Consider the following 23368-nt stretch of genomic DNA (forward strand, 5'->3'; position numbering starts at 1 on the left):
AGGGGAGAAGGGGGAACGGCGATCGCTTCCAAGATCACGCCGAGAACCCGGTCAGGATCGTTCAGCAATTCGTTCCTGAATCGCAGGACGCGAAAGCCCTGCGTCGCGAGCCAGGCGTCCCGTTGGGCGTCACGGCCCTCATCGTGATGCGGCCCATCCGCCTCGACGATCAGACGATGCCGCAGACAGACGAAGTCAGCCACATATCGGCCGATCGGCAGTTGGCGGCGGAACTTGAGACCATCCAGTCGGCGATCGCGCAACAGGCGCCACAGCAGCTTTTCCGTCGAGGGCGCGTCCCGTCGTAAACGTCTTGCAAAGGCGAGTTGTCTGGAGTGCTCCGCCATAAAGGGAACAATACGGGAACAATCGCCAACCGCAACCCCTCTCCCCCTGCGGGAGAGGGTGGCCGCCGAAGGCGGTCGGGTGAGGGGTCGCGCGGACCTATCGGCGAACATCAGCCGCAGTTTCGCGGCGGATCCTGTCTTCAACCCCTCATCCGTCACCCCGGATCAAGTCCGGGGCGACACCTTCTCCCGCAAGGGGAGAAGGGGAATGCAGCGGGAGTCAGGGGCCGCCTCCCGCAAACATAGGGGGCGCTGCGGGAGGCGGCGGCCAGACGCCCTCGGCATAGGGGGCGCACGCGGGCGTCTGGCGGGGGGTGGAGTCCGGGCCTCGGCAGGATCCAGCGATCCGGGACGGCGCGAACTCGAACGGGTGAGGCGGCCTAGACCTTCAGGTCGAGCAGCGGGCCGGTCATTTCGTCGGCGGTCTTGATGACCGCGGCGTTGGCCTTGAAGTCATGCCCGGCGCTGATCTGCTCGGTCCGCTCCTTGACGTAGTCCACGTCCTTGAGCTGCTCGACCTTTTCGGCGTGAGCGTCGGCCGAGGCGACCCGCTGGGCGCTGGCGCTCAGGCGGTTGGCGGCGGCGTTCATACCGGCGGCGGCGATGGCGAGAGCCTGCATAGGCGTCCTCCGTTGTCGACGTGAGTTATCCGGCCGGTTGGGTTAAGCGCTCGCAACCAAAGATGGTAAAATTTACGTCTTGGTCATCTTTTTTAGCGCCGGTTAACCACAAATCCGGTTTCCGCTAGGGACTCTGGAACAGGGTGAATCTGCCGGTAACCCTGTTGGCCTGGGGCGAACCGCTCAACGATCGCGCGAACGCCGCCGACGCGTCCGCGGAGAACGCCGTTCAGGTTGGAAGATCCTGCCCAACATTACAAAACGTTCAGGCGGCGCCGTCTCGACAAGCCGTCATCGTCCCGACATGGTTCGCCCCCGTCGCGGCCGGGGGGCCTGCTCCATTTTTCCGGATGGAGCGTCAGACCGCCAAACCGCCCACACCTTGGCTGTCACGCCCCTAGGAGCCTCTCCAGAATGTCGTTCACGCGTCGCGTCGCGCTCGCCAGCGCCGCCCTGCTCATGGTCGCGCAACCGGTCCTCGCGGCCGCTCCGCCCAAGCCCGCCGTCCACGCCCCGGCCAAGGCGGCCGCCGGCTCCGACTTCGTCCCCTCGCCCGAGGCCATCAAGGCCCACATGAGCTTCCTGGCCGACGACGCCATGGAGGGCCGCGAAGCCGGCACGCGCGGCTACGACATCGCCGCCAACTACGTCGCGGCCCAATACGCCCTGCTGGGGGTCAAGCCGGCCGGCGACAAGACCGCCCAAGGGGGCGTTTCGTACCAGCAGCACGTCCCGCTGCTGGCCTTCCGCCCGGCGGACGAGGGCGTGCTGACCCTGACTGGCGCGGACGGCCAGACCGTGGCCCTGAAGTACGGCGAGGATTACCTGCCGAACGCCCAGGCCCAGGCCGCCGACGTGGCGCTGGACGCGCCGCTGGTGTTCGTCGGCTATGGCGTCGTCGACCCGACGCGCGGCCGCGACGACTACGCGGGCCTGGACGTGAAGGGCAAGATCGTCGTCATGCTGACCGGCGCCCCGTCCTCGATCCAGACCGAGGAGCGCGCCCACCTCAGCAACCCCAACACCAAGCGGGGCGAAGCGGCCAAGCGCGGCGCGATCGGCGTGCTGACCATCCCGACGACCAGCGGCGAAAAGCGCCGCCCCTTCGCGCGCGGCCTGGCCGGCATGAAGGAATGGCGCGTGATCTGGCGCAACGCCCAGGACGTCGGCGCCATCCGCGCGCCTGGCGCTCCGTCCCTGGCGACGATCAGCCTGACCGGCGCGGAAAAGCTGTTCGCGGGCGCGGCGACGCCGCTGGCGTCGGTCCTGGCCGAGGCCGAGACCCCGGCGGGCGCGGTCAAGGGCTTCGCCCTCCCCGCCAAGGCCAAGGTCGTCCTGAAGACCGAGATCGAGAAGCGCGAAAGCAGCAACGTCGTCGGCGTGATCGAGGGCTCGGACCCGACGCTGAAGGCCCAGACCGTCATCCTGTCGGCCCACCTGGACCACATCGGGATCAAGGACAACGCCAAGCCCGGCGAGGACCGCATCAACAACGGCGCGCTCGACAACGCCTCCGGGATCGCGACCCTGCTGGAGGTCGCGCGCGGCTTCAAGAACACCAAGGTCCGCCCCAAGCGCTCGATCATCCTGCTGGCCGTGACCGGCGAGGAGAAGGGTCTGGTCGGATCGGACTACTTCGCCAACAACCCGACGGTGAAGAAGACCGACATCGCCGCCGACGTGAATCTGGACATGCCGGTGCTGCTGTACCCGTTCACCGACGTGATCGCGTTCGGCGCCGACCGCTCGACCGTGGGCGAGGCCGTCAAGCACGCCGCCGGCCGCGTGGGCGTGGCGCTGTCCGGCGACCCGCTGCCGGAAGAGGGCCTCTTCACCCGCTCGGACCACTACCGCTTCGTCGAGCAGGGGATTCCGTCGGTGTTCCTGATGACCGGCTTCCAGAACGGCGGCGAGAAGGCCTTCACCACCTTCCTGAAGACCAACTACCACCACCCGGGCGACGACCTGAACCAGCCGATCGACTACCAGGCGGCCGCCAAGTTCGCCCTGGTCAACTACGAGATCGCCCGCGAGCTGGCCAACACCCCGGCCCGCCCGGTCTGGAAGAAGGGCGACTTCTTCGGCGCCGCCTTCGCCCCGGCGGGTCATCCGTCGGCGGCGAAGTAAGTCAGACCCAAAATAGCTCGTCATCCCGGAAGCCTCGCAGAGGCTATCCGGGACCCACGGGCCGGCGCACGGCCGCTCGCCCCTGGGTCCCGGCTCTCCGCTACGCCGCGGCCGGGATGACGATAGCTATTGTGGGATGGAGCGGCCTCGCGGCCATTGACCACGCCCGCGCCCAGAGCGATTTTCAAACTCCCCTTCCCGCCGAGACCCCTCCCTTGCTCCGCACCGGCGCTTTCCTGAAGATCGGCGTGATCGCGCCGGCCGTGATGGTGGCCGACGTCGCGATCGCCCAGCGGCTGTTCCCCGGCTTCGACGCCGGCGCCCAGTTCATCAGCGAGCTGGGCGGACCCGCCGCGCCGATGCCGGCGGTGTTCAATATCGGCATGATCATCGCCGGGATCGCGGGGCTGTTCGCCGGCGCCGGCTTCACCCACGCCCTGGAGCACGCCGGCGGCCGCCGGGTGGTGTCGGCCTTCGCCGGCCTGTTCGTGGCCCTGACGGGCCTTGGCGCCGTCTTCGCCGGGATCTTCCACTGGCCCGACCCCATGCACCGCGCCTGCGGCGTGGGCCTGGCCATCCAGTTCGCCCCGCTGTTCACCGCCTGGGCCCTGTGGGGCAAGCCCGGCCATCAAAGGCTGGCGAACTTCTCGCTGGGCTGGTTCCTGGGGCTGCTGCTGGTCTTCGCCCTGCTGACCGGCGTCTGGAACGTCCGCACCGGCCACGACGTCGGCTACTGGCAGCGCGGCCACGCGTTCCTGGGCCTGCTGTGGCTGGCGGTGGCGGCCTGGACGCTGGAAAAGGGCTGGCGCGAGGCCCTGACGGCCGAGCTGGAGGCCGCCTCGGCCTGACGCCGCGCTCCTACCGCCAGGCGTAGTTGAAGCTGACGCTGATCCGCTGCTCGTCGGCCTGGTTGGGCGTCACCTCGTGGCGCAGCCAGCTCTCCCACATCAGGATCGTTCCCGGCGTCGGCTGGACATAGACGAACGGCTGCAGCGTCTCGGGCGCATCGGCCAGGCGGTTGGGCGCGGCCATCATCATCGGCAGGCGCGGATCCTCGAACTTCAGGGCCGAGGCGCCCGGCGGGATGGTCACGTAGATGGTGCCGGAGATCACGCTGTGCGGGTGGATATGGCCGGTGTGCTGGCCGCCCGGCTCCAGGATGTTGATCCAGAAGCTGTCCATGACCAGCTTGCCGCCCGCCAGGTCGAAGCACAGGTCCTTGGCGAAGGCCGCCGCGTGCTTGTCGAGCTTCTTCTTCAGCTCGGCGAACAGGCTGTCGCGCTGGGGCAGGTCGTCCAGCGAGGCGTAGGACGTGTAGCCTAGATAGCCCTTGTTGTAGGCCCAGGCCTGACCGGCCTCGTCCTCCTCGGCGATGGCGACGCAGGCGTCGTGCAGATCGTCGACAAAGGCCTCGAAGCCCTTCTCGCCGGCGAGGCTGGCTTGATAGATCGGGGTGGCGAAGAGCGAGCGCGTGGTCATGGCGCGCGTCATAGAGCGTGACAGCCAAAAGTGGAAACCGGTTTTGGCGACCGTCACGCGCCAGACAAGGGGCCCGGCCAATGCTTGCATTGGCCTTCGGGGCGCCGGAGTGCGTTGACGACAAACGACGACTGGAACATAGTCAGAACATGGCCAACGGCGACATGACCCTGGAGATCGACGCCACGCTCACCGAGAGCCTTCGGGCGCGCGCCAAGGCGGCGGGCCAGAGCGTGGAGGCATATGCGCTCGGGATTCTTCAACGCGCCGTCGAACAGCCCGGCTTCGGAGAGAATGAAGCTTCGTGGACCGGAGCGCTCGTTCACGATCCGGACGGCGACGGTTTCCGCCAGCGCGACGTCGCCTATTGGCGGGAACTCGAGGCGATCTGCGACGAGGCCGATCGAACAGGCGGCGTTCCCTGGGAACAGGTCGAGGCTCGGCTTTTGAATTTCGGGCAAAAGCGCTGATCGGTGCGGCGGATCATTATCGCTGGCCCCGCCTGGGCCGATCTCGAACGTCTTGAAACCTGGCTTGCCGATCGCGACGCACCTTACGCCAAAGCGCTTGGCGTGACGCTCCGAACAGCCTTCAACAGCCTCCGCGACTTTCCCGAACGAGGCCGAATTTCCAAGATCAGCGCCATGCGCGAGTTCGTCGTCCCCTTTCGAACCTGGACCTATGTCATTAGCTATCGGGTCCGCCCCGACCGCGTAACGATCGCCCGGATCCATCACGCCCTGGAAGATCGCTGACTCCTCCGGACTCGCCTATATCTGCCTCGTGACCGATACGACCTCCGACACCGACGCCCCTCGCCTCTCCGGCGCCGCCCTGATCAAGGACGAGGTTACGCGCCTGCCCGACGCGCCCGGCGTCTACCGGATGATCGGCGAGGCCGACGAGGTGCTGTACGTCGGCAAGGCCAAGAGCCTGAAGAAGCGGGTCGTCCAGTACGCCCAGGGTCGCTTCCACACCAACCGCATCGCCCACATGGTCGACGCGACGCGGTCCATGGAGTTCGTCACCACCCGCACCGAGGCCGACGCCCTGCTGCTCGAGATCAACCTGATCAAGCAGCTGAAACCGCGCTTCAACGTGCTGCTGCGCGACGACAAGAGCTTCCCCGAGATCGTCATCCGCCGCGACCACGACGCCCCTCAACTCCGGAAGCACCGCGGCGCCCACACGATCAAGGGCGACTATTTCGGACCGTTCGCCAGCGCCTGGGCGGTGAACCGCACGCTGAACACCCTGCAGAAGGCCTTCCTGCTCCGCTCGTGCAGCGACAGCGTCTACGAGACCCGCGACCGGCCGTGCATGCTGCACCAGATCAAGCGCTGCGCCGCCCCCTGCACCGGCCTGATCGGCAAGGACGACTACCAGGCCCTGGTCGACCAGGCCGAGGCCTTCCTGCGGGGCAAGTCCCGCGCGGTGATCGCCTCCATGGCAAAGCAGATGGAGGAAGCGGCCGAAGACCTGGAGTTCGAGCGCGCCGCCCGCCTGCGCGACCGCATCCGCGCCCTGTCCAGCGTCGCCCAGGAGACCCAGATCAATCCCGAGACCGTCGACGAGGCCGACGTCGTGGCCCTGCACGTCGAGGGCGGCCAGGCTTGCGTGCAGGTGTTCTTCTTCCGCGCCGGCCAGAACTGGGGCAACCGCGCCTACTTCCCCCGCATCACCGGCGCGGCGGATGAATCCGAGGAAGAAGGCGTCACCGAGGAGCAGCGGATCATCACCGCCTTCCTCGGCCAGTTCTACGACGACAAGCCGATCCCGCGCCTGATCCTGACCAACGTGCAACCCGCCGAGGCGGCCCTGCTGGCCGAGGCCTTCTGCGTCAAGAGCGGCCGCAAGGTCGAGATCAGCGTCCCCAAGCGCGGCGAGAAGGCCGAGCTCGTGACCCACGCCCTGACCAATGCGCGCGAAGCGCTTGGCCGCAAGATGGCCGAGGGCAGCGCCCAGACCAAGCTCCTGGCCGGCGTCTGCGAGGCCTTCAAGCTGGAGGCCCCGCCCGAGCGGATCGAGGTCTACGACAACAGCCACATCCAGGGCACGAACGCCGTCGGCGGCATGATCGTGGCCGGGCCGGAAGGCTTCATGAAGGGCCAGTACCGCAAGTTCAACATCCGCTCCACCGAGCTCACCCCCGGCGACGACTACGGCATGATGAAGGAGGTGCTGAAGCGCCGCTTCGCCCGCCTGGTCAAGGAGGAGGAAGAGGGCGACAGCGACAATCGCCCCGACCTCGTGCTGGTCGACGGCGGCAAGGGCCAGCTGGACGCGGCCCTGGAGATCATGGCCGACCTTGGCGTCGACGACATCGCCGTCGTCGGGGTGGCCAAGGGCCCCGACCGCGACGCGGGCCTGGAGCGCTTCTTCCTGCCCGGCCAGCCGCCCTTCATGCTCGAGCCCAAGTCGCCGGTGCTCTACTACCTCCAGCGCCTGCGCGACGAAGCCCACCGCTTCGCCATCGGCGCCCACCGCACCCGCCGCAGCATGGACCTGAAGAAGAACCCCCTCGACGAGATCGAAGGCGTCGGCCCGGGCCGCAAGAAGGCCCTGCTCCACGCGTTCGGCTCGGCGAAGGGCGTGGGCCGGGCGAGCGTCGAGGACCTGGTCAAGGTGGAGGGCGTCAGCCAGGCCCTGGCCGAGCGGATTTTCGGGTTTTTCCGGAAGGGGTGAGGGGGAGTTCTGGCGCCATCCCGCACACTGCGGAGGGGACGTCTCACACAGAAAGCTTCAAGCAAGCTACGGCGGCCATAGGGCTGGGCATCCTTCCTGGAGCCCAACGTCATGACCAAGTCGTTCTCCGCCGCCCGTCGCCTCGGGCTGATCACCAGCCTGACCTTGGCATACGCCGCGCCGCACCACGCTCTGGCGAAAGCCCTCCCTGAACTCCCGCTTGAATTGACGCGGGAAGTCGGTCCCCTCGCACACGATCCATGGGAAGGGTTCAACCGAAAGACCTTCAAATTCAATCAGGGCCTCGACCGCATCCTAATCGGGCCGATCGGACGGGGGTACATGAAGGTGACGCCGCGTGTCGTTCGCGGCCGGGTGTCCTCGTTCGTGGCCAACTTGGCCGAGCCGCGCACCGCCATCAACGATCTGGCTCAGGGTCGCCCGCGCGCGGCCAGCGTGACGGCCTCGCGCTTTCTGATCAACACGACGGTCGGGGGGCTTGGCCTGTTCGACGTTGGCGGCAAGCTGGGCCTGGAAGGCCACCAGGGTGATTTCGGCCAGACCCTGGGACGTTACGGCGCCGGTTCGGGGCGCTATCTGGTCCTGCCGCTGATGGGGCCGACCACCTTGCGAGACGGCGTCGGCCAGTTGGTCGATATGATGACTGATCCCGTCGCCATGGCCACGGCTGGCGGTCCGAAAATGTTCGGCCCCATCCGCTCTAGCGCCACCATGCTCGACGGACGCGCCAACGCCGACGGCTTTCTTCGCGCCCTGGACGACGCGGCGGATCCCTATGCGATGATGCGGTCCGCCTACCTGCAGAATCGAGCGGACATGGTTCGCCAGGCTCGCGGCGGCGCCCAAGTGCTGCCAGACTTCGACGCGGCCAAGATCGAGCCCTGATCCGGCATGACCTATCGCTTCAGTCCTTGGCGCGTTCTCATGGAATGCGCGCTGCCCGCGCCATGGCCGATCCTCGTCGGCCAGCCGGAAGCCGAAGCCTTCGTGGCCGAGACCGCGCGGGATTTTCTAAGCATCATGGCCGACGCGACCCTGACCCCGTCCAGGCGGGCGGCGGCCTTCGCTTCGGCCATGGTCCGGGTCGCGGACGTCGGACGTGTCACAGACCTGATCCTAGGCGCTCGCGCTTCCCGGCTGACGCCGGCGCGGCGACAGCGCTTCGCGGCGACGCTCGCCTCCCATGTCGGACGCGCCTATGACGGACGGCTTTGGTGCGGGTGCGCCGACGATTTCACCCTGCTGGGATCGACGGCTCCCAAGCTTGATGAAGTCGTTGTCCGCTTCACCATCCGGGACCGCCGCGCCTTCGCGCCGATCCAGATATCCTGGCGCGTCTTGCGATCGGTGGGTGGATGGCGGCTGATCGACATGGAATATCGCGGAATCTGGCTGGTCGACGCGCACCGGTCGAGGGGACGCCAGCGCAAGGGAGAAACATGTCGACGCCGCGCCGCGCCTTGATGCTTCTGCCTCGAACACTAGGCGGACCGTCCCTGATGCGGATGCTCGCGCCGCTGGTCCTACTGGCGGTCGCCGCCACGATCCTGTTCGCCATGGCCAACGGCGACACGCCCGAAGAACACGCCATGTCGCTGCTTCAGCGCGTTCAACCGGCGCGCCTGTGGGCTGAGACCACCAACAGCGCGACGGAGATCCTGCTGCTGGTGAGCCTGGTGATGGTCGGCGTCTATCTGACCCTGCACATCGGCCTTCGGCCTCTGCGGCGCCTGTCGAGGCTGGCCGGCGACATCGGTCCCGCGACCATAGACGCCCGCCTGCCGGTCGAGAGTGCGCCGCGCGAGGTCGCCCCGCTGGTCGAGGCCTTCAACGCCGCTCTCGATCGGCTGGAGACCGGTCTGCGCGCGCAGCGGGATTTCTCGGCCAACGCCGCCCACGAGCTCCGCACGCCGCTGGCGACGTTGCGGGCCCAGGTCGAGAGCCTGCTCGAGCCGGGCGAGCGCCAGGCGGCCAGCGAGGAGTTCGAACGGCTGGGTCGACTGATCGCCCAGCTCCTCGCATTGGCCGAGGCCGAGGGCGGCGCCTTGGACGCCGATACGCGCTTCGACCTGGTCGCGCTGTCGCAAGACGTGGCCAGCGATATGGCCAGCTTCATCCTGTCCAGCGGTCGGACGCTCAGCTTCGACAGCGCGGTCCAGGCGCTCACGCTCGACGGCCAGGCCGGGCTTGTGGAGACGGCTCTGCGCAATCTGCTTGAGAACGCCGTCCGCCATACGCCTCCCGGCGTCGAGATCCTCGTGGCGGTCACCGCCGACGCCGTGGTGCGGGTCAGTGACGATGGGCCTGGCGTGTCGGACCAAATCCGGGATCGGGTGTTCGAACGCTTCAGCCGTGGGAACCCAAACGGGGCTGGCGCTGGCCTGGGCCTGTCGATCGTGCGCCAGATCATGGAGCGGCACGGCGGCGTGGCGCGGTTGGCTTCCGTCGAGCGCGGCGCGTGTTTCGAGCTCGATTTCCGGCCGCAAGGCCATCGCGGCGATCAGTCGGTCGCGCCGGTTCCCGCGGGCGGTAACCGGACGGCCATGTAGCCCAGACCCCGGAGGGCGCGGATCGTCACGTCGGCGCCCAGCTCGGCCATCTTGCGGCGCACGCGATGGACGTGCACCTGGATGGAGTTGTCGGTGTAGTCCTGGTCCAGGCTGTGCAGGCTGTCGCCTAGTTGAGCCTTGGTCACGACACGGTCGGGATGGCGCAGGAAGCGCTCCAGCACGATGCTTTCGCCCCGCGACAGCGGCAGGCGCGCCTCACCGACGCAAATCTCGCGCGCGCCTTGGTCGTACTCCAGGTCGCCGTAGCGCAGGACGTCGGCCGTCAAGGCCGGCCGACGTCCCAGCGCCCGCAGACGCGCCACCAGTTCTTCGATCGCGAAGGGTTTGATCAGATAGTCGTCGGCGCCGCGCTCCAGCCCCTGAACCCGCTGGTCGACGCTGCCCAGGGCGGTCAGCATCAGGACCGGTGTGCGCAGGCCGGCGGCGCGAGCCTGGGCCAGCAGGTCCAGCCCGTTTTCGCGACCCAGCATGATGTCGAGGATCACCACGTCGTAGGTCATGCTACGCCAGGCGTGCCAGCCGTCTTCTAGCGTGTCGAAGAGGTCGACCGTGAAGCCGGCCTTGACCAACGACCGGGTGGTCGCTTCGCCGAGCCGAACATTGTCCTCGATCAGCAGGGCGCGCATGGGTGTCAGAAGCTGTACAGCAGGGCGAAGACGAGTTGGCCCTGATTGGCGGAGCCCTCGCGGGCGACTATGGGGCTGTCGGCCGCACTGTCAACGAGCCGGCTATAGCCGCCCCGCGCCAGGGCGCTCCAGCGATCGCTGATCTGGTAACGCAGGCTGGCGCCGACATCCACGGACTCAACCCCGGCCTTGGCGGCGTAGGGCGTCAAGCCGCTGGCCGCAGCCTCGGTCGCCGAGACGCCGTAATAGGTCCGCATGTACTTGCGGTCGGCCCAGGTCGCCGAAGCGTCCACACCCAGGCTCCAGCGGTCGGTCAATTGACGGTCGTAAGCGACCTCGAAGTGCGCCAGCTTGCCTTCGTGGACCTTGCCGGTGTCGGTCAGGGCCTCGATCCCGACCGACAAGGCGTCCTGCCCGACGTCGAAGCGCTTGCGGATGAACACGCCGGCGTTCACGGCGGCGTCGATCTCGCCCAAACGGCGCACGGTCAGGTTCTTGATGTTATCGTCGCGGCCGCGCTCATAGGCGATCACCGGACCGGCTTCCACGAACCCGCCGGGTACGAGATTGGCGCGCAGCGAGGGGCCTTCGAGGGCCACGTAGTAGTCGCCCCGGCCATAGCGCAGGGCTACGAAGGGCAGGGGCTTGAACTCATAGTCCTTGGAGCCTTTGAACTCGGGGCGATAGGCGCCAGCCACGCCCAGGGACAGGCGCAGGCCGTCGTCGTCTTGGGCGCGCGCGGCGCTGGCCGCCGAAAGGATCAGGCTCAGGGTCAGAAGGGGGAGCTTCATCTTACTCAGGTCCGACAAGTCCGCGTTCGTGCGGCGGTCGGGCTATGCGAGCTCAAGCTTACATGGAGCTTTCAGTCGCACGCTTTGCGCGAGGGACGGCAGGTCCTCCGTCTTCTAGATCGCTTTTGGCGCGTCCACATTCTAGCCAAGCGCCAAGGTCCGCTTTTGGCGCCAAGCGGACCCGCATAACGTGATGCGCCAGGGTTTCTTCCGCCGGGCGCGGTTTTGCAGCCCCCTACCCCAGGTCCCACGCCGGCGAGGCGCTCGCCGCGCCGACGATCGAGGCGACGACATAGTCTTCGAGGGCTTCGTAGTATTTGCCCACGTGGAAGCTCTCGCCGACGCTGAGGATGAAGCCGGCCATCGCCGCCTTGGCGCCCAGGTCATCGCCGCCCAGCGCGCGGAAATAGGCCTCTTGCGACTGGATGTAGCGGAGCGCCGCCGGGACATCGACGCCGGCGCCCTGGGCCTCGGCCACGCCGATGATCTCGCCATAGGCCTTGGCCACGGCGTCGGCGAAGATGAGGCCGCCGTACTTGGACTCGAACGCGATCCGCCCCTCGCCGAACTTGCCCAGATTGACCGCGAAGTTGATGTAGCGGTTCTCGACGCTGAACCGGGCGTAGTAGCCGTCGGTCAGGTCGCTGGGATTGTCCGGCGAGTCGATCAGCCAGGTCATGCCCGCGCGGGTCGGGGCCGAGCCGGTGAAGAACGTGTAGGCGTCGTGCGCCACCCCGGTGGTCGGCGCCACCGCCTGGGTCAGGCGCTCCTCGAACAAAGGCTGGCTGATCAGGCCGGCCTTGTAGGCGGCGATGGCGGCGTTGACGTCGGCCAGCACCTGAGCGGCCGTGCTGGGCGCCAGCGTCCCGTCCGGCAGGGTGATCGTGGCGTTGGAGGTCTTGGTCGAGCTGGGCGTGATCTTCAGGCTTTCCAGCACCAGCTCGATCAGCTGGGCGGTCGGCCGGGTGGCGATGTCGGAGAGGGTCGGCGGACGCGTGGGCTCGGGGTCGGGCTGCGGCGCGGGCGTCAGGGCGCCGGCGTCGATGGTCACGGTCCGACCGCCCGCCGCGCTGACATTGCCCAACGCGTCGGTGGCGGTGACGGCGATGGCCTTGCTTCCCGCGCCCAGAGCGTCGATGTCGGCCTGGGTGACCGCATAGCTCCAGGTCGTGCCGCTGACGCTGGCGGTCTTGGCGACACCGCCCAGGGTGAGCGCCACCGTGGCGCCGGCCTCGATCGTCCCGCTCAGGACCAGGCCCGAGACCTCGCCGGCGCTGATCCGGTCGTCGCCGGCCACCACCGCCAGGGTCGGCGCGGCGGGCGGGGTGTTGTCGATGGTGATGGTCTGGCCGCCGGTGAAGCCCGCCCCGTTCGCGTTGCCGGCCGCGTCCATGACGGCCCCGGCGTTCAGGTCCAGCCGCAAGGTCCCGCTGCCGGTGACCGAGTCGACATTGACCGTGTAAGTCGAGCCCGAGCCCGTGACGCTGGCGACCGTCCCGTTGGCCGAGCCGGTCTTGGTCAGGACGAAGTCGGCGGCGGAGAGACCGACCACCGCCTCGCTGAAGGTGATGGTGAACGCCTGGGTCGTGGCGTTGCTGACCGCCGCGCCGACGCGGGCGATCGACTGGACCAGGGGCGCGACCGCGTCGACCTTGACGTTGGCCAGGCCCGGCGGGGTGAAGCCGGTGACGACGGCGGCGCCGCCGGCCCCGTCCTTGATCGCGCCGCCGTTCAGGTTGATCGCATTGCCCAGCCCCACGCCGTCGGCGTCGGCGTCCCCCGCCTGGACGATGTAGCGGAAGGTGAGCGTGTTCGTGCCCGAGCCCGAAAAATAGCTGGCCTCGGCGGTCCCGCCGGAGTCGAGCGTCACGGTCAGCTTGGGCGCGCCGGTCAGCGTCACCGCCTCGCTGAAGGCGACGGTGAAATCGAGGGCCTCGCCGGCCTTGTAGGTTTTCGCGCCCGGCCCCGTGACCGAGGTGATGGCCGCCGACGCGGTGTTGACCAGCACGTTCGAGGTGGAGCCGACGGCGTTCAGCGTCAGGTTGGCGCTGTTACCGGCCGCGTCCTTCAACGTCCCGCCGTTCAGCCCCAGGGTTCCAACGGCGACTCCGTCGAGGTCCGTCTCGCCGTTCTGGACGGTGTAGCGGAACACCAGCGCCGAGCCGCCCGACCCGCTGACATAGGCGGCCTGGCGGACGGTCGAGCCGACGGTCAGCGCCAGTTGCGGCGCGCCGGTGACGGTGACCCCCTCGGCGAAATCGACGGTGAAATCCAGCGCCGCGCCGGCCTTGTAAACGCCCGCCGCGGGGACCGAGACCGAGGAGACGACCGGGTCGACCGCATCGACCCTCGCGCTCGAAGAGCCGCGGACGGTCAGCGAGGCGTCGTTGCCGGCCGCGTCCTTCAGCGTCCCGCCGTTCAGCGTCAGGTCGTTGATGCGGACGCCCATGGTGTCCTGGTCGCCGCTCTGGACCGTGTAGCGGAAGACGAGGGCGTTGCTTCCCGAGCCGATGACATAGTCGGCCAGGCGGGTGGCCGACCCCATCATCAGCGCCAGCTGCGGCGACCCGGTGACGATGACCGACTCGTTGAAGCTGGCGATGACGGTCAGGACGTCGCCGGCCTTGTAGAGTCCCGGCGCCGGAGCGTCGACCGAGAGGCTGAAGGGCCTCACGGCTTCGACCAGGACCGCCGCCGTGGACGCCAGATTGTTCAGGGTCAGGTCGGCGTCGTTGCCGGCCAGGTCCTTGACGGCCCCGCCGTTCGACGACAGCGAGCCGACCGTGATCCCGTTGGCGTCCTGCTCGCCGCTCTGGATCGTGTAGCGAAGGAGAAGGCTGCTGGTCCCCGACCCGCTGACATAGTCGGCGTAACGGACGCTGGTTCCGATCGCCAGGGCCAGGTGCGGCGCGCCCGTGACGACCACCGCCTCGCTGAAATTGACGGTGAAGTCGAGGTTCTGGCCCGCGATATAGGTCCCCGCCGAGGGCGCTCCGGTCATGGCGACCGTGGGGGCCACGGTGTCGACCAGCACGCCCGTGGTCGAGGCGACGTTGTTCAGGGTCAGGGTGGCGTTGTTGGTCGCCCCGTCCGCGATCGCTCCGCCGTTCAGCCCCAGGCCGCCGATGGTGATACCGTTGGCGTCCAGCTCTCCGTTCTGGACGGCGTAGCTGAAGACCAGGCTGTTCGTCCCCGAGCCGCTGACATAGCTGGCCTGGCGCCCGGTCGAGCCGATCGTCAGGCCCAGCTGCGGCGTTCCCGTGACGTAGACGGCCTCGTGGAAGGCGACGGTGAAGGTCAGGCTCTGGCCGGCGGCGTAGCCGCCGTCGGCGGGCGCGGCCACCGACGCCACCTTGGGCGCGGTGGCGTCGGCGACATAGCTGATCGTCTGGCCGCTGAGCGACAGGTTGTCGAAGCCGACGAGGCCGCTGGAGAACACGATCGTCAGGTCGGCGCCGGGCGTGGCGTCCAGGCCCACGCGCAGCACGGCGTTGGTTCCGTCCGTACCAAAGGCGGCCTGGCCGGCGGTCAGGCCCGCCCCGTCGCCCTGGGCGATGACGCCGCCCGCCACGACGTCGCGCAGCTTGATCGTGTCACCCGCCGAGAAGTCGGTGATCTCCTTGCGACCGCCATCGCCATCGGAGAAGTCGAAGGTGTCGTTCCCCTCGCCGCCGGTGAGCTTGTCGGCGCCCGCCCCCGGCTTCAGCACATCATCGCCCCGGTTGCCGCGAAGCTGGTTGTCCGCCGCGTTGCCGATCAGGGTGTCGTTGCCGAGGCCGCCCTGGACATTCTCGATCACATAGCGCGCATCCGAGCCGGCGATGATGATGTTGCCCGGCGGTTTGACCGCGGGGGCGCCATAGTCGAGCTGCGCATATTGCCCCCCCAGATCGCTCCAGTGGCCGGCGCGCAGGTCGATCGACAGGTCGGTGCTGTAGCCGCCGAAAAAGAGGGTGTCGTTACCGCCGCCATCAGACACCGTCTGGAAGACCACCGGCGCGGACGAGTCGAACATGTAGGTCGTATCACCGCTCGCGGCGTTGTTGGGACCGTACAGATACTGGATCGCCGCGATGTCGTTCCGCATCGGGCCACCGGGATAGTTGCCGTAGTCCATGCGGTACGGACCGTCGGTCTGTCCCGAATAGCTGAACTGGCTCATGACGCTGTCCGACATGTAGACGCTGTCGGAGAAGGGCGAGCCGTTGACGTCGGTGCTGGGCGCCTTCAGCCCCAGGGCCAGGCCGATCGTCTGCAGGACCAGGAAATACTCCCGGCTCCCGGCGTCCATCGCCGAGCCGTAGAGCATGCCGCCCAGCTGGATGTCTCCACCCTCGCGCGAGTCGTCCAGCGCCTGCGCCACCCGGGCATAGGTATTGTCCGGGCTGTCATACCAATAGATCGAGATGTCGGCGGAGGCCCCGTCGCTCACCTGGGTGAAGGTCAGGCCGCTGACATTGGCCCACTTCTGCAGGATCGCCAGGACGGCGGACTGGTCGCTCGAGGTCAGATTGTGGAAATAGCCCGCATTGACCGAATAGCCGACCTCGGAAGGGTTCTGCGGAAAGGCGACGGTGAGGCTCGCGCCGGCCCACTTGCGTCCGTAGAGCAGTTGATCGATCGAGGTCGTTCCGCTCAGGCCGTTCGCCGTCGTCGTCGTCATGAACGCGCACTCCACTCGTCATACGCCAGCGCCGCCCAGGCTCTGGCGTTCGGGTGGCGCTCTACTTTTGGGCGACTTCTCGGGGCCGGCTCGCGCGATGTCAAGCACACGCGGGGGGCGCCTCGCGACTCTGAGACACCTGGCGATTTTTCTGAGACGCCTAGTCTCGGCGGCCTCGTCGCGCCCTCCCCCTCGCCCTTCGCGCGCAAGACCGCTAAACCCGTCGGCATGGTTTCGCCTGCCGCGTCCCCCGCCCTGCCGCCTCTGGCCGCTCCATCCCGCTCGCGCGCGGGCAAGCGGCTGTCGATCGTCGCGCCCTGCTTCAACGAGCAGGAGGTGCTGGACCTGTTCTTCGATCGGATCGAGGATGAGCTCTCCCGGCTGGGCGTCGACTACGAGATCGTCTGCGTCAATGACGGCAGCCGGGACCACACCCTGGCGGTGCTGCTGCGCCGCCATCAGAGCGACCCGCGCGTCAAGGTCATCAACCTGGCCCGCAACTTCGGCAAGGAGACCGCCCTGTCGGCCGGGCTGGACGCGGCGACCGGCGACATGGTGGTGCCGATCGACGTTGATTTGCAGGACCCGCCCGAGCTGATCGGCAGTTTCGTCGAGGCCTGGGAGAACGGGGCCGACGTCGCCTACGGCGTCCGCGTCGACCGCAAGGCCGACTCGCCGCTGAAGCGCTTCACGGCCCAGGGCTTCTACCGTGCGTTCAACCGGCTGTCGGACGTCGACCTGCCCTACAACGCCGGCGACTTCCGGCTGATGGACCGGCGGGTGGTCGAGGTGCTGCGCCAGCTGCCCGAGCGCAACCGCTTCATGAAGGGGCTGTTCGCCTGGGTCGGCTTCCGGCAGGAGGCCATCCCCTACGCCCGCCCCGAGCGCGCGGCCGGGACCAGCTCGTGGCGTTACTGGAAGCTGTGGAACTTCGCCCTGGACGGCATCACCTCGTTCAGCACCGCGCCGATCCGGGTGTGGAGCTATGTCGGCCTGGCGGCCGGCGTGCTGGCGGCGGCCTGGGCCGGGATGATCATCCTACGCACCCTGCTGTTCGGCCGCGACGTGCCCGGCTATCCGTCGCTGATGGTGGTGATCCTGCTGGGCTTTGGCCTGCAGATGCTGGCGATCGGCGCGCTGGGCGAATACGTCGCCCGCATCTATCAGGAGGTGAAGGGCCGTCCGCTGTACGTGGTCATGGACCGCTACGGCTTCGGGTCGAACGAGGACGCCGGCGCGTGAGCGCCCTGCTGACGCCGGCCCGGCGCGAGTTCCTGATCTCGGCCCTGCGCTACGGCCTGGCGGGCGTGGTCAACACCCTGGTCGGCTTCTCGGTGATCGTGGCCCTGGACGTGGGGCTGCATCTCTCGGCCCACCTGGCCAACGCCGTCGGCTACGCGGTCGGGATCTGCGTCAGCTTCGCCTTGAGCAAGCTCTTCGTGTTCCGCGACCGCCAGGCCAGGCCCAAGGCGCCCGTCCGCTACGCCGTCGCCGTGGCCGTCGCCTTCGCCGTCAACCAGGGCGTCCTGACCCTGGCGCGCTGGGCCGCGCCGCACGGGACGGTCTTCGATGTGGCCGCCCAGGGCGCGGCGGTCGTCAGCTACACCGGGACCTTGTTCCTGCTCAGCCACTTCTGGGTCTTCGCCCACGACCCGAATTCGGGCAGGAAGGCCGCATGGAACGCCTGATCTACGACCGCATCCGCGACCTGGAGACCGACCACTGGTGGTTCGTCGGCCGGCGCAGGATCCTGCGCCGCCTGCTCCAGCGCCTGGCCCCGCCGCCGGGCGCGAAGATCCTGGAGGTCGGCTGCGGCGCGGGCGGCAACGTCCCCCTGCTGCGCGAGTTCGGGACCGTCGCGGCGCTGGAGCCGGACGACGAGTCGCGCGCCTACGCCGGCGAGCGCCTGGGCCTGGCGATCGACACCGGCCTCCTGCCCGACGGCCTGCCCTACGCGCCCGAGAGCTTCGACCTGGTCTGCGCCTTCGATGTGATCGAGCATGTCGACGACGACGCCGGCTCGGTCCGGGCCCTGGCGCGCCTGGTCAGGCCCGGCGGGGCGATCCTGACCACCGTGCCGGCCTATCCGTGGATGTGGAGCCACCACGACGTGCTGCACCATCACAAGCGCCGCTACCTGCTGCCGGCCTATCGCGCCCTGTTCGAACAGGCGGGGCTGACGGTCGAGGCGGCCACCTATTTCAACAGCCTGCTGTTCCCCCTGGCCGCCATCCAGCGCACGGCCAAGCGACTCCTAGGCGACCAAAGCGCCGACGACGCCATGCCGCCGGCCTGGCTGAACAAGGCCCTGACCGGCGTGTTCAGCCTGGAGGCCCCGCTGGCCACCGGCCCGGGCCTTCCCTTCGGCCTGTCGATCGCGGTGATCGCGCGGAAGGGAGCCTAGGAACTCCCGCGCCAAGGCGACGGCGCAAGGGTCCCGATAAACCCGACCTTCCCGGCGAACGCCGGGACCCAGATCGAACCCACGAGCGCTCCTCCCGCAGGAGCCGCGCGATGGCGCGCCATCCCAAATCTCACCGGATGAATCTACCCCCCGGCATTCGCCGGGAGGTCGGGCGCCGGGGAGGTCGGGGGTGTTGGAATATCCGGACCGGATCCTCGTCGCCGCCCCTACTTCAGCACCTTCAGCTCCTGCACGGCGATGCCCAGCTTGCGCGGATCGACGGCGGACGTCCGGGCGTCGGGCAGCTCGAACATGAACCACACCGGCTGGCCGGGCGCGACGACGTTGGCCGGAACGGTGAAGTGATACGAGTTGAAGGCGCCGACCTCGATGTTCTGCGTCTCCAGCCGATGCTCATTGGCGTAGAGCGTGACCCGCTGTGGCCGCAGCGGCTCGTCCGAGAAGGCGGTGGCCACCACCTCGAGATAGAAGCCGCTCGGGCGGATGGTCTCGGGCGCGTTCAGGGTGAACATGGCCTTGGCGCCGTTGGTCCAGATGCCCTTGCCGCCGGGGTCCAGCTCCGCCCAGCCGGAGATCAGGGCGGCGGGACGCGGGGGCTGGTCCAGGCGGATCGACGTCACCGGCTCGTGGGTGGCCGCCAGGGCCCCGGGCGCCACCGGCGCCAGCCCCTCGATGCCGCCCAGGTCGCGGCCGCAGATCACCCCGCGCTTGAAGCGATAGCAGTCGCTGCGCTGGGCGAACGGTTGCAGCGCGCCGCCTTCCAGCTGACCGTTGCTGGTGACCACCGTGATCCGGCGGTCGCCCGGGGCGGCGTCGCGGGTCAGGTCCAGCTGCAGGTCCTCGCAAGGGGCGTCGTTGCTGCGCGCCGTGCCGAAGGTGTTGGTGGTCCCGCCCGCCCGCTCGGCGACCAGCACCATCTGGCCAATGGCCCGCAGGTCGATCTGGGAGAGGCTGCAGTGGTAGCTGGGCCGGAACACCCACGGCCGCCCCCGGATCGCCGGGCTGGCGGCGAAGGCGGGCGGCATGTCCAGGGTGTCGGGCGCGCCGAAGGTGGTCCGCACGCCCTGGCGCAGCTCGCTGCTGTCATAGGCCTGGACGACCAAGGCCAGGCTCAGCAGAGCAAGGCCGATCCGGCGCGGCAGGCGGCTGACCTGGCTGATCGCCACGGCCAGCAGCAGATAGCCCGGCGTCCAGAAGAAGCGGCCGTGGGCGCGGTAGACGCTGATCATGTCGGCCAGCTTGCCGCTGGGCTTGGGGACGGCGGCCACGAAGTCCTTGCCGACATAGACGTTCCAGCCCACCGCCCAGGCGGCCAGCGCGGTCATGATCAGGATCAGCGGCCCCCAGCGCAGCCAGAAGACGGGCTTGGGCCGGCGGTGCGCGGCCGCGTCGAGCAGCAGCGGAGCCAGCATGATGGCGATCAGCGCCAGCGCGCCCACGCCCAGGAACTGGAAGCCCTCGAAGTACTGGCCGCCGTTGGGATCCAGCGTGCCGCGGAACCAGCCGCCCAGCCAGTCCTGGCCGAAGACCTTCGAGGCCTGGGGCCACACCGGTCCAAGGACGTTCATCGAATAATAGCCCAGCGCCGCAGCCCCGCCGCTGGCCGTCGTCCCGCCGCCGTAGCCCAGCACGAAGGCGGCCAGCAGGGTGGCCGCCACCACCGCGAGCGCGGCCGCGGGAACGCGCGTCCACGCGCCGTTACGGCGTTGCAGCAGCTCCGACAGCAGGGCCGCGCCGAAGCCGGCGCCGACCGGGACCAGGTGATAGGCGTGGATCCCCGTGGCCAGCGCCGCCAGGGCCGCGAAGAGTCCCACCCGCCTCCAGGTCAGGCCGAAGCGGATCGACGACACCGTCACGGCCAGGGCGAGCAGGATCACCCAGTGGCCGCTCAGCGCGATGTGGCCGAACTGCCGCGCGATCCAGGCCGGGAACAGCAGCGCAAACAGGCCGCCGATCAGCAGCGGCGCGCGATCGGTGACGCCCAGCCCCCGCAGCAGCGCGACCATCGACCAGGCCTGCAGCGGATAGGAGAGCATCAGGAAGACGCCCATCGGGTTGAACAGCGGCCCCAGGCCCGACGCCTTCAGCACGACCGACAACCACGGAACGCTGTCGCTGAACACGATCGACACCGGCGCCGGGGTCAGCCCCGAGACCATGGTGATCGGGAAGGTCCAGGGCTGGCGGACATAGGCCTCGTAGGCCGTCGTCATCGCCGCCATGTCGCCCTTGGGCAGGCTCCAGAACTTGGCCGTGGCCAGCGGAATGTCGAAGCCGAACATGAAGCCGCACAGCAGCAGCGGAACGATCGTCAGGACGGCGGCGAACGCGACCTGCTCAAGTGAAAAAGACTTCGGCGACCGCATGGATTCCCCTGGAAGACTGGGGTGCTGAATAGCATCGAACGCGCGCAGGGACACCCCGGGCAGAGCGCGCTGTCGCCTCCCAAGGTTGCGCTTGACGGGCGGCGCTCTCACATCCTTCCGATGACCGAACACCAAGCCACGCTGATCCTGATCGCCATCGCGGCGCTGCTCGTCCCGCTGGGGGTCTGGATCGTCGGGACCAGCAAGCGCGCCCGCCGCGCGATGGCGCCGATGGCCGGCATGCTGTTGCTGCTCGGCGCCTTCTTCACCGCCGATCCCCCGCCCCCTCCGCCGGCCGAAACAGCCGTGCCCCGGCCGGACGAGGACGATGAGCCATTGGATCCGGAGGGGCCCGCCTAAACGAAACCCGCCGCGACAGCGGTTGGGCTGTCGCGGCGGATGCTGTCTTCGCCCTCGCCCGTGAGAGAGAGGAACTTCGGTTACTGGTAGCTCTGCAGCGGGCGCACGTCCAAGGCCTCTTCCGGGGCGCCGGCGATGGCCTGGGCCGCCGCCAGGGCGCCGGCGGACGTCGTGTAGTAGGGCACCTTCATCATCAGCGCCGTGCGGCGGATCTCGAAGCTGTCCTCCAGCGCCTGCTTGCCCTCGGTGGTGTTGAACACCAGCTGGACGCCGCCGTTCTTCATCACGTCGACGATGTGCGGGCGGCCTTCCAGGACCTTCTTCACATGCTCGACCTTGAGCCCCTGGGTGGCCAGATAGGCCTGGGTGCCCTCGGTCGACAGGACGGTGAAGCCGGCCTGCTGCAGCAAGCGGACCGGCTCGACGATCCAGGGCTTGTCGCTTTCCTTGACCGAGACGAACGCAGCGCCCTTGGTCGGCAGCTTCACGCCGCCGCCCAACTGGCTCTTGGCGAAGGCGCGGGCGAAGGCCGGACCCATGGTCGCCTCGCCTTCGCGCTGCCAGTCCAGGCCCATGACCTCGCCGGTCGAGCGCATTTCCGGGCCCAGCACCGTGTCGACGCCGGCGAAGCGGGCGAACGGGAAGACCGCTTCCTTGACCGCGATGTGGTCGTAGGGAACGTCCTTCAGGCCGAAGCTGGCCAGGGTCTCGCCGGCCATGATCTTGGCGGCGATGGCGGCCACCGGCTGGCCGATGGTCTTGGCCACGAACGGCACGGTGCGCGAGGCGCGCGGGTTCACTTCCAGCACGTAGATGCGCGGGTTTTCGCCGTGCGGCTCCTCGATCGCGAACTGCACGTTCATCAGGCCACGGACGTTCAAGGCCAGGGCCATCTGCACCGTCTGGCGCTTCAGCTCCTCGATGGTCTCGGCCTTCAGCGAGAAGGGCGGCATCGAGCAGGCGCTGTCGCCCGAGTGGACGCCGGCTTCCTCGATGTGCTCCAGCACGCCGGCCACGAACACGTCCTTGCCATCGCACAGGGCGTCGACGTCGACCTCGGTGGCGCGGCTCAGATAGTGGTCCAGCAGGATCGGGTGCTCGAACGAGATCTCGCCGGTGTTGGCGATGTAGCGCTCCAGGTGGTCGTGGTCGCGGATGATCTCCATGCCCCGGCCGCCCAGCACGTAGGACGGACGCATCACGAACGGGAAGCCGATCTTCTCGCCTTCGGCCCGGGCCTCGTCCCAGGTACGGGCGATGGCGTTCTCCGGCTGGGCGATGTCGAGGCCGTTCAGCAGTTGCTGGAAGCGCTCGCGGTCCTCGGCCAGGTCGATGGCGTCGGGGCTGGTGCCCAGGATCGGCACGCCGGCCTCTTCCAGGGCGTGGGCCAGCTTCAGCGGGGTCTGGCCGCCGAACTGGACGATGACGCCGGCCAGGGTCCCCTTGCTCATCTCGACATGCAGCAGCTCCAGCACGTCCTCGGCCGTCAGCGGCTCGAAGTACAGGCGGTCGGAGGTGTCGTAGTCGGTCGAGACGGTCTCGGGATTGCAGTTGACCATGATCGACTCCACGCCGATCTGGTCCAGCGCGAAGGCCGCGTGGCAGCAGCAATAGTCGAACTCGATGCCCTGGCCGATCCGGTTGGGACCGCCGCCCAGGATCACCGCCTTCTTGCGGTCGGACGGGTCGCTCTCGCACTGCGGGACCTGGCCCAGGGCGCCGGTCTCGTAGGTCGAGTACATATACGGCGTCGAGGCCAGGAACTCGCCGGCGCAGCTGTCGATGCGCTTGAACACCGGGCGCACGTTCAGGGCCTGGCGGGCGGCGCGGATCGTCTTCTCGTCCGAGCCGGTCAGCTTGGCCAGACGCGCGTCGGAGAAGCCTTGGGCCTTCAGGGCGCGGAAGCCCGCGGCGTCCTTGGGCAGGCCGCCGGCGCGGACCCAGCCTTCCTGGCGGATCAGCTCGGCGATCTGGCGCAGGAACCAGGGCTCGTAGGAGCAGGCGGCGTTGACCTCCTCGACCGTCAGGCCGTGGCGGAAAGCCTGGGCGATGACGCGGATGCGGTCGGGCGTGGGCGCGCCCAGCGCGCGAATGACGGCTTCCTTGCCGGTGTCCGGATCATCGGCGCCGTCGATCAGCACCTCGTCGAAGCCCGACAGGCCGGTCTCCAGGCCGCGCAGGGCCTTCTGGACGCTTTCCTTGAAGGTGCGGCCGATGGCCATGACCTCGCCGACCGACTTCATGGCCGTGGTCAGCAGGGGTTCGGAGCCCGGATACTTCTCGAAGGC

19 protein-coding genes and 2 pseudogenes are annotated in these 23368 nt (G+C 68.6%); 12 read left to right on the forward strand and 9 right to left on the reverse strand.

Features of this window, described 5'->3' with window-relative positions; all coding sequences use genetic code 11:
• Positions 1-380 (reverse strand): annotated as a pseudogene (locus VJ655_RS15420) (DUF559 domain-containing protein); the annotation flags it as partial.
• Positions 381-727: 347 nt separating this feature from the next.
• The gene (locus VJ655_RS15425; protein ID WP_324112566.1) at positions 728-967 is read right to left on the reverse strand and encodes a flagellar basal body rod C-terminal domain-containing protein; all 240 of its coding nucleotides are present in this window, start codon (positions 965-967) and stop codon (positions 728-730) included.
• 414 nt (positions 968-1381) lie between these two features.
• Between VJ655_RS15425 and VJ655_RS15430 the strand changes: the two genes are divergently transcribed.
• Positions 1382-3094 (forward strand): M20/M25/M40 family metallo-hydrolase, encoded by a 1713-nt coding sequence (locus VJ655_RS15430; RefSeq protein WP_324112568.1) that lies wholly within the window; start codon positions 1382-1384, stop codon positions 3092-3094.
• Positions 3095-3140: 46 nt separating this feature from the next.
• Here VJ655_RS15430 and VJ655_RS21130 read toward each other — a convergent pair.
• Positions 3141-3213, reverse strand: a pseudogene (locus VJ655_RS21130) (hypothetical protein); the annotation flags it as partial.
• A 96-nt stretch (positions 3214-3309) separates the two neighbouring features.
• Between VJ655_RS21130 and VJ655_RS15435 the strand changes: the two are divergent.
• Positions 3310-3942: a DUF998 domain-containing protein gene (locus VJ655_RS15435; protein WP_324112570.1), complete on the forward strand. Its 633-nt coding sequence runs from the start codon at positions 3310-3312 to the stop codon at positions 3940-3942.
• Positions 3943-3952: 10 nt separating this feature from the next.
• On the opposite strand, the gene VJ655_RS15440 is transcribed toward VJ655_RS15435, so the two are convergent.
• Positions 3953-4573 (reverse strand): TIGR02466 family protein, encoded by a 621-nt coding sequence (locus VJ655_RS15440; RefSeq protein WP_324112571.1) that lies wholly within the window; start codon positions 4571-4573, stop codon positions 3953-3955.
• A 149-nt stretch (positions 4574-4722) separates the two neighbouring features.
• Here VJ655_RS15440 and VJ655_RS15445 point away from each other — a divergent pair, with 149 nt between their 5' ends.
• The 6 genes from VJ655_RS15445 (at position 4723) to VJ655_RS15470 (ending at position 9828) form a co-directional block, all read left to right on the forward strand.
• Positions 4723-5043, forward strand: a complete 321-nt coding sequence (locus tag VJ655_RS15445; RefSeq protein WP_324112573.1) for a hypothetical protein — start codon at positions 4723-4725, stop codon at positions 5041-5043.
• 3 nt (positions 5044-5046) lie between these two features.
• A complete protein-coding gene (locus VJ655_RS15450) occupies positions 5047-5328 on the forward strand; it encodes a type II toxin-antitoxin system RelE/ParE family toxin (protein ID WP_324112575.1) in 282 nt (93 codons plus the stop codon).
• Between the two features lie 28 nt (positions 5329-5356).
• Positions 5357-7258, forward strand: coding sequence for an excinuclease ABC subunit UvrC (gene uvrC / locus VJ655_RS15455; protein ID WP_414646988.1), 1902 nt, complete (start codon positions 5357-5359; stop codon positions 7256-7258).
• 111 nt (positions 7259-7369) lie between these two features.
• Positions 7370-8164 carry a VacJ family lipoprotein gene (locus VJ655_RS15460; protein WP_324112577.1) on the forward strand — a complete coding sequence of 265 codons (795 nt, stop codon included), beginning with the start codon at positions 7370-7372 and terminating at the stop codon, positions 8162-8164.
• 39 nt (positions 8165-8203) lie between these two features.
• The gene (locus VJ655_RS15465; RefSeq protein ID WP_324112579.1) at positions 8204-8743 is read left to right on the forward strand and encodes an ABC transporter substrate-binding protein; all 540 of its coding nucleotides are present in this window, start codon (positions 8204-8206) and stop codon (positions 8741-8743) included.
• Between the two features lie 35 nt (positions 8744-8778).
• Positions 8779-9828 carry a HAMP domain-containing sensor histidine kinase gene (locus VJ655_RS15470; RefSeq protein WP_324112581.1) on the forward strand — a complete coding sequence of 350 codons (1050 nt, stop codon included), beginning with the start codon at positions 8779-8781 and terminating at the stop codon, positions 9826-9828.
• On the opposite strand, the gene VJ655_RS15475 is transcribed toward VJ655_RS15470, so the two are convergent.
• From VJ655_RS15475 to VJ655_RS15485, 3 genes are all read right to left on the reverse strand, one after another.
• A complete protein-coding gene (locus VJ655_RS15475) occupies positions 9780-10475 on the reverse strand; it encodes a response regulator transcription factor (protein WP_324112583.1) in 696 nt (231 codons plus the stop codon). The two genes, VJ655_RS15470 and VJ655_RS15475, sit on opposite strands and share 49 nt — an antisense overlap.
• A gap of 5 nt (positions 10476-10480) precedes the next feature.
• Entirely contained in the window at positions 10481-11266 is a 786-nt protein-coding gene (locus tag VJ655_RS15480; protein ID WP_324112585.1) for a MipA/OmpV family protein, read from the reverse strand.
• Between the two features lie 235 nt (positions 11267-11501).
• Positions 11502-15929, reverse strand: coding sequence for a M10 family metallopeptidase C-terminal domain-containing protein (locus VJ655_RS15485; protein ID WP_324112587.1), 4428 nt, complete (start codon positions 15927-15929; stop codon positions 11502-11504).
• A 228-nt stretch (positions 15930-16157) separates the two neighbouring features.
• Between VJ655_RS15485 and VJ655_RS15490 the strand changes: the two genes are divergently transcribed.
• From VJ655_RS15490 to VJ655_RS15500, 3 genes are read left to right on the forward strand one after another with little or no spacing between them, the layout of a single operon-like run.
• Positions 16158-17171, forward strand: a complete 1014-nt coding sequence (locus tag VJ655_RS15490) for a glycosyltransferase family 2 protein (protein ID WP_324112588.1) — start codon at positions 16158-16160, stop codon at positions 17169-17171.
• Positions 17168-17617, forward strand: coding sequence for a GtrA family protein (locus tag VJ655_RS15495; RefSeq protein ID WP_324112590.1), 450 nt, complete (start codon positions 17168-17170; stop codon positions 17615-17617). Before VJ655_RS15490 ends, VJ655_RS15495 begins: the two co-directional genes overlap by 4 nt.
• Positions 17605-18333 (forward strand): class I SAM-dependent methyltransferase, encoded by a 729-nt coding sequence (locus tag VJ655_RS15500; RefSeq protein ID WP_324112592.1) that lies wholly within the window; start codon positions 17605-17607, stop codon positions 18331-18333. The genes VJ655_RS15495 and VJ655_RS15500 overlap by 13 nt, the downstream gene beginning before the upstream one ends.
• A gap of 227 nt (positions 18334-18560) precedes the next feature.
• Here VJ655_RS15500 and VJ655_RS15505 read toward each other — a convergent pair whose 3' ends face one another.
• On the reverse strand, positions 18561-20720 hold the full coding sequence (locus VJ655_RS15505) for a hypothetical protein (protein ID WP_324112593.1): 2160 nt from the start codon (positions 20718-20720) through the stop codon (positions 18561-18563).
• Between the two features lie 21 nt (positions 20721-20741).
• On the opposite strand from VJ655_RS15505, the gene VJ655_RS15510 reads away from it, so the two are divergent.
• Positions 20742-21080: a hypothetical protein gene (locus VJ655_RS15510; protein WP_324112595.1), complete on the forward strand. Its 339-nt coding sequence runs from the start codon at positions 20742-20744 to the stop codon at positions 21078-21080.
• An 80-nt stretch (positions 21081-21160) separates the two neighbouring features.
• On the opposite strand, the gene carB is transcribed toward VJ655_RS15510, so the two are convergent.
• A partial coding sequence (gene carB / locus VJ655_RS15515; RefSeq protein ID WP_324112597.1) for a carbamoyl-phosphate synthase large subunit occupies positions 21161-23368 on the reverse strand: 2208 nt, incomplete at its 5' end.

Source organism: Caulobacter sp., from assembly GCF_035254145.1.
In the GTDB taxonomy this organism is placed as follows: domain Bacteria; phylum Pseudomonadota; class Alphaproteobacteria; order Caulobacterales; family Caulobacteraceae; genus Caulobacter.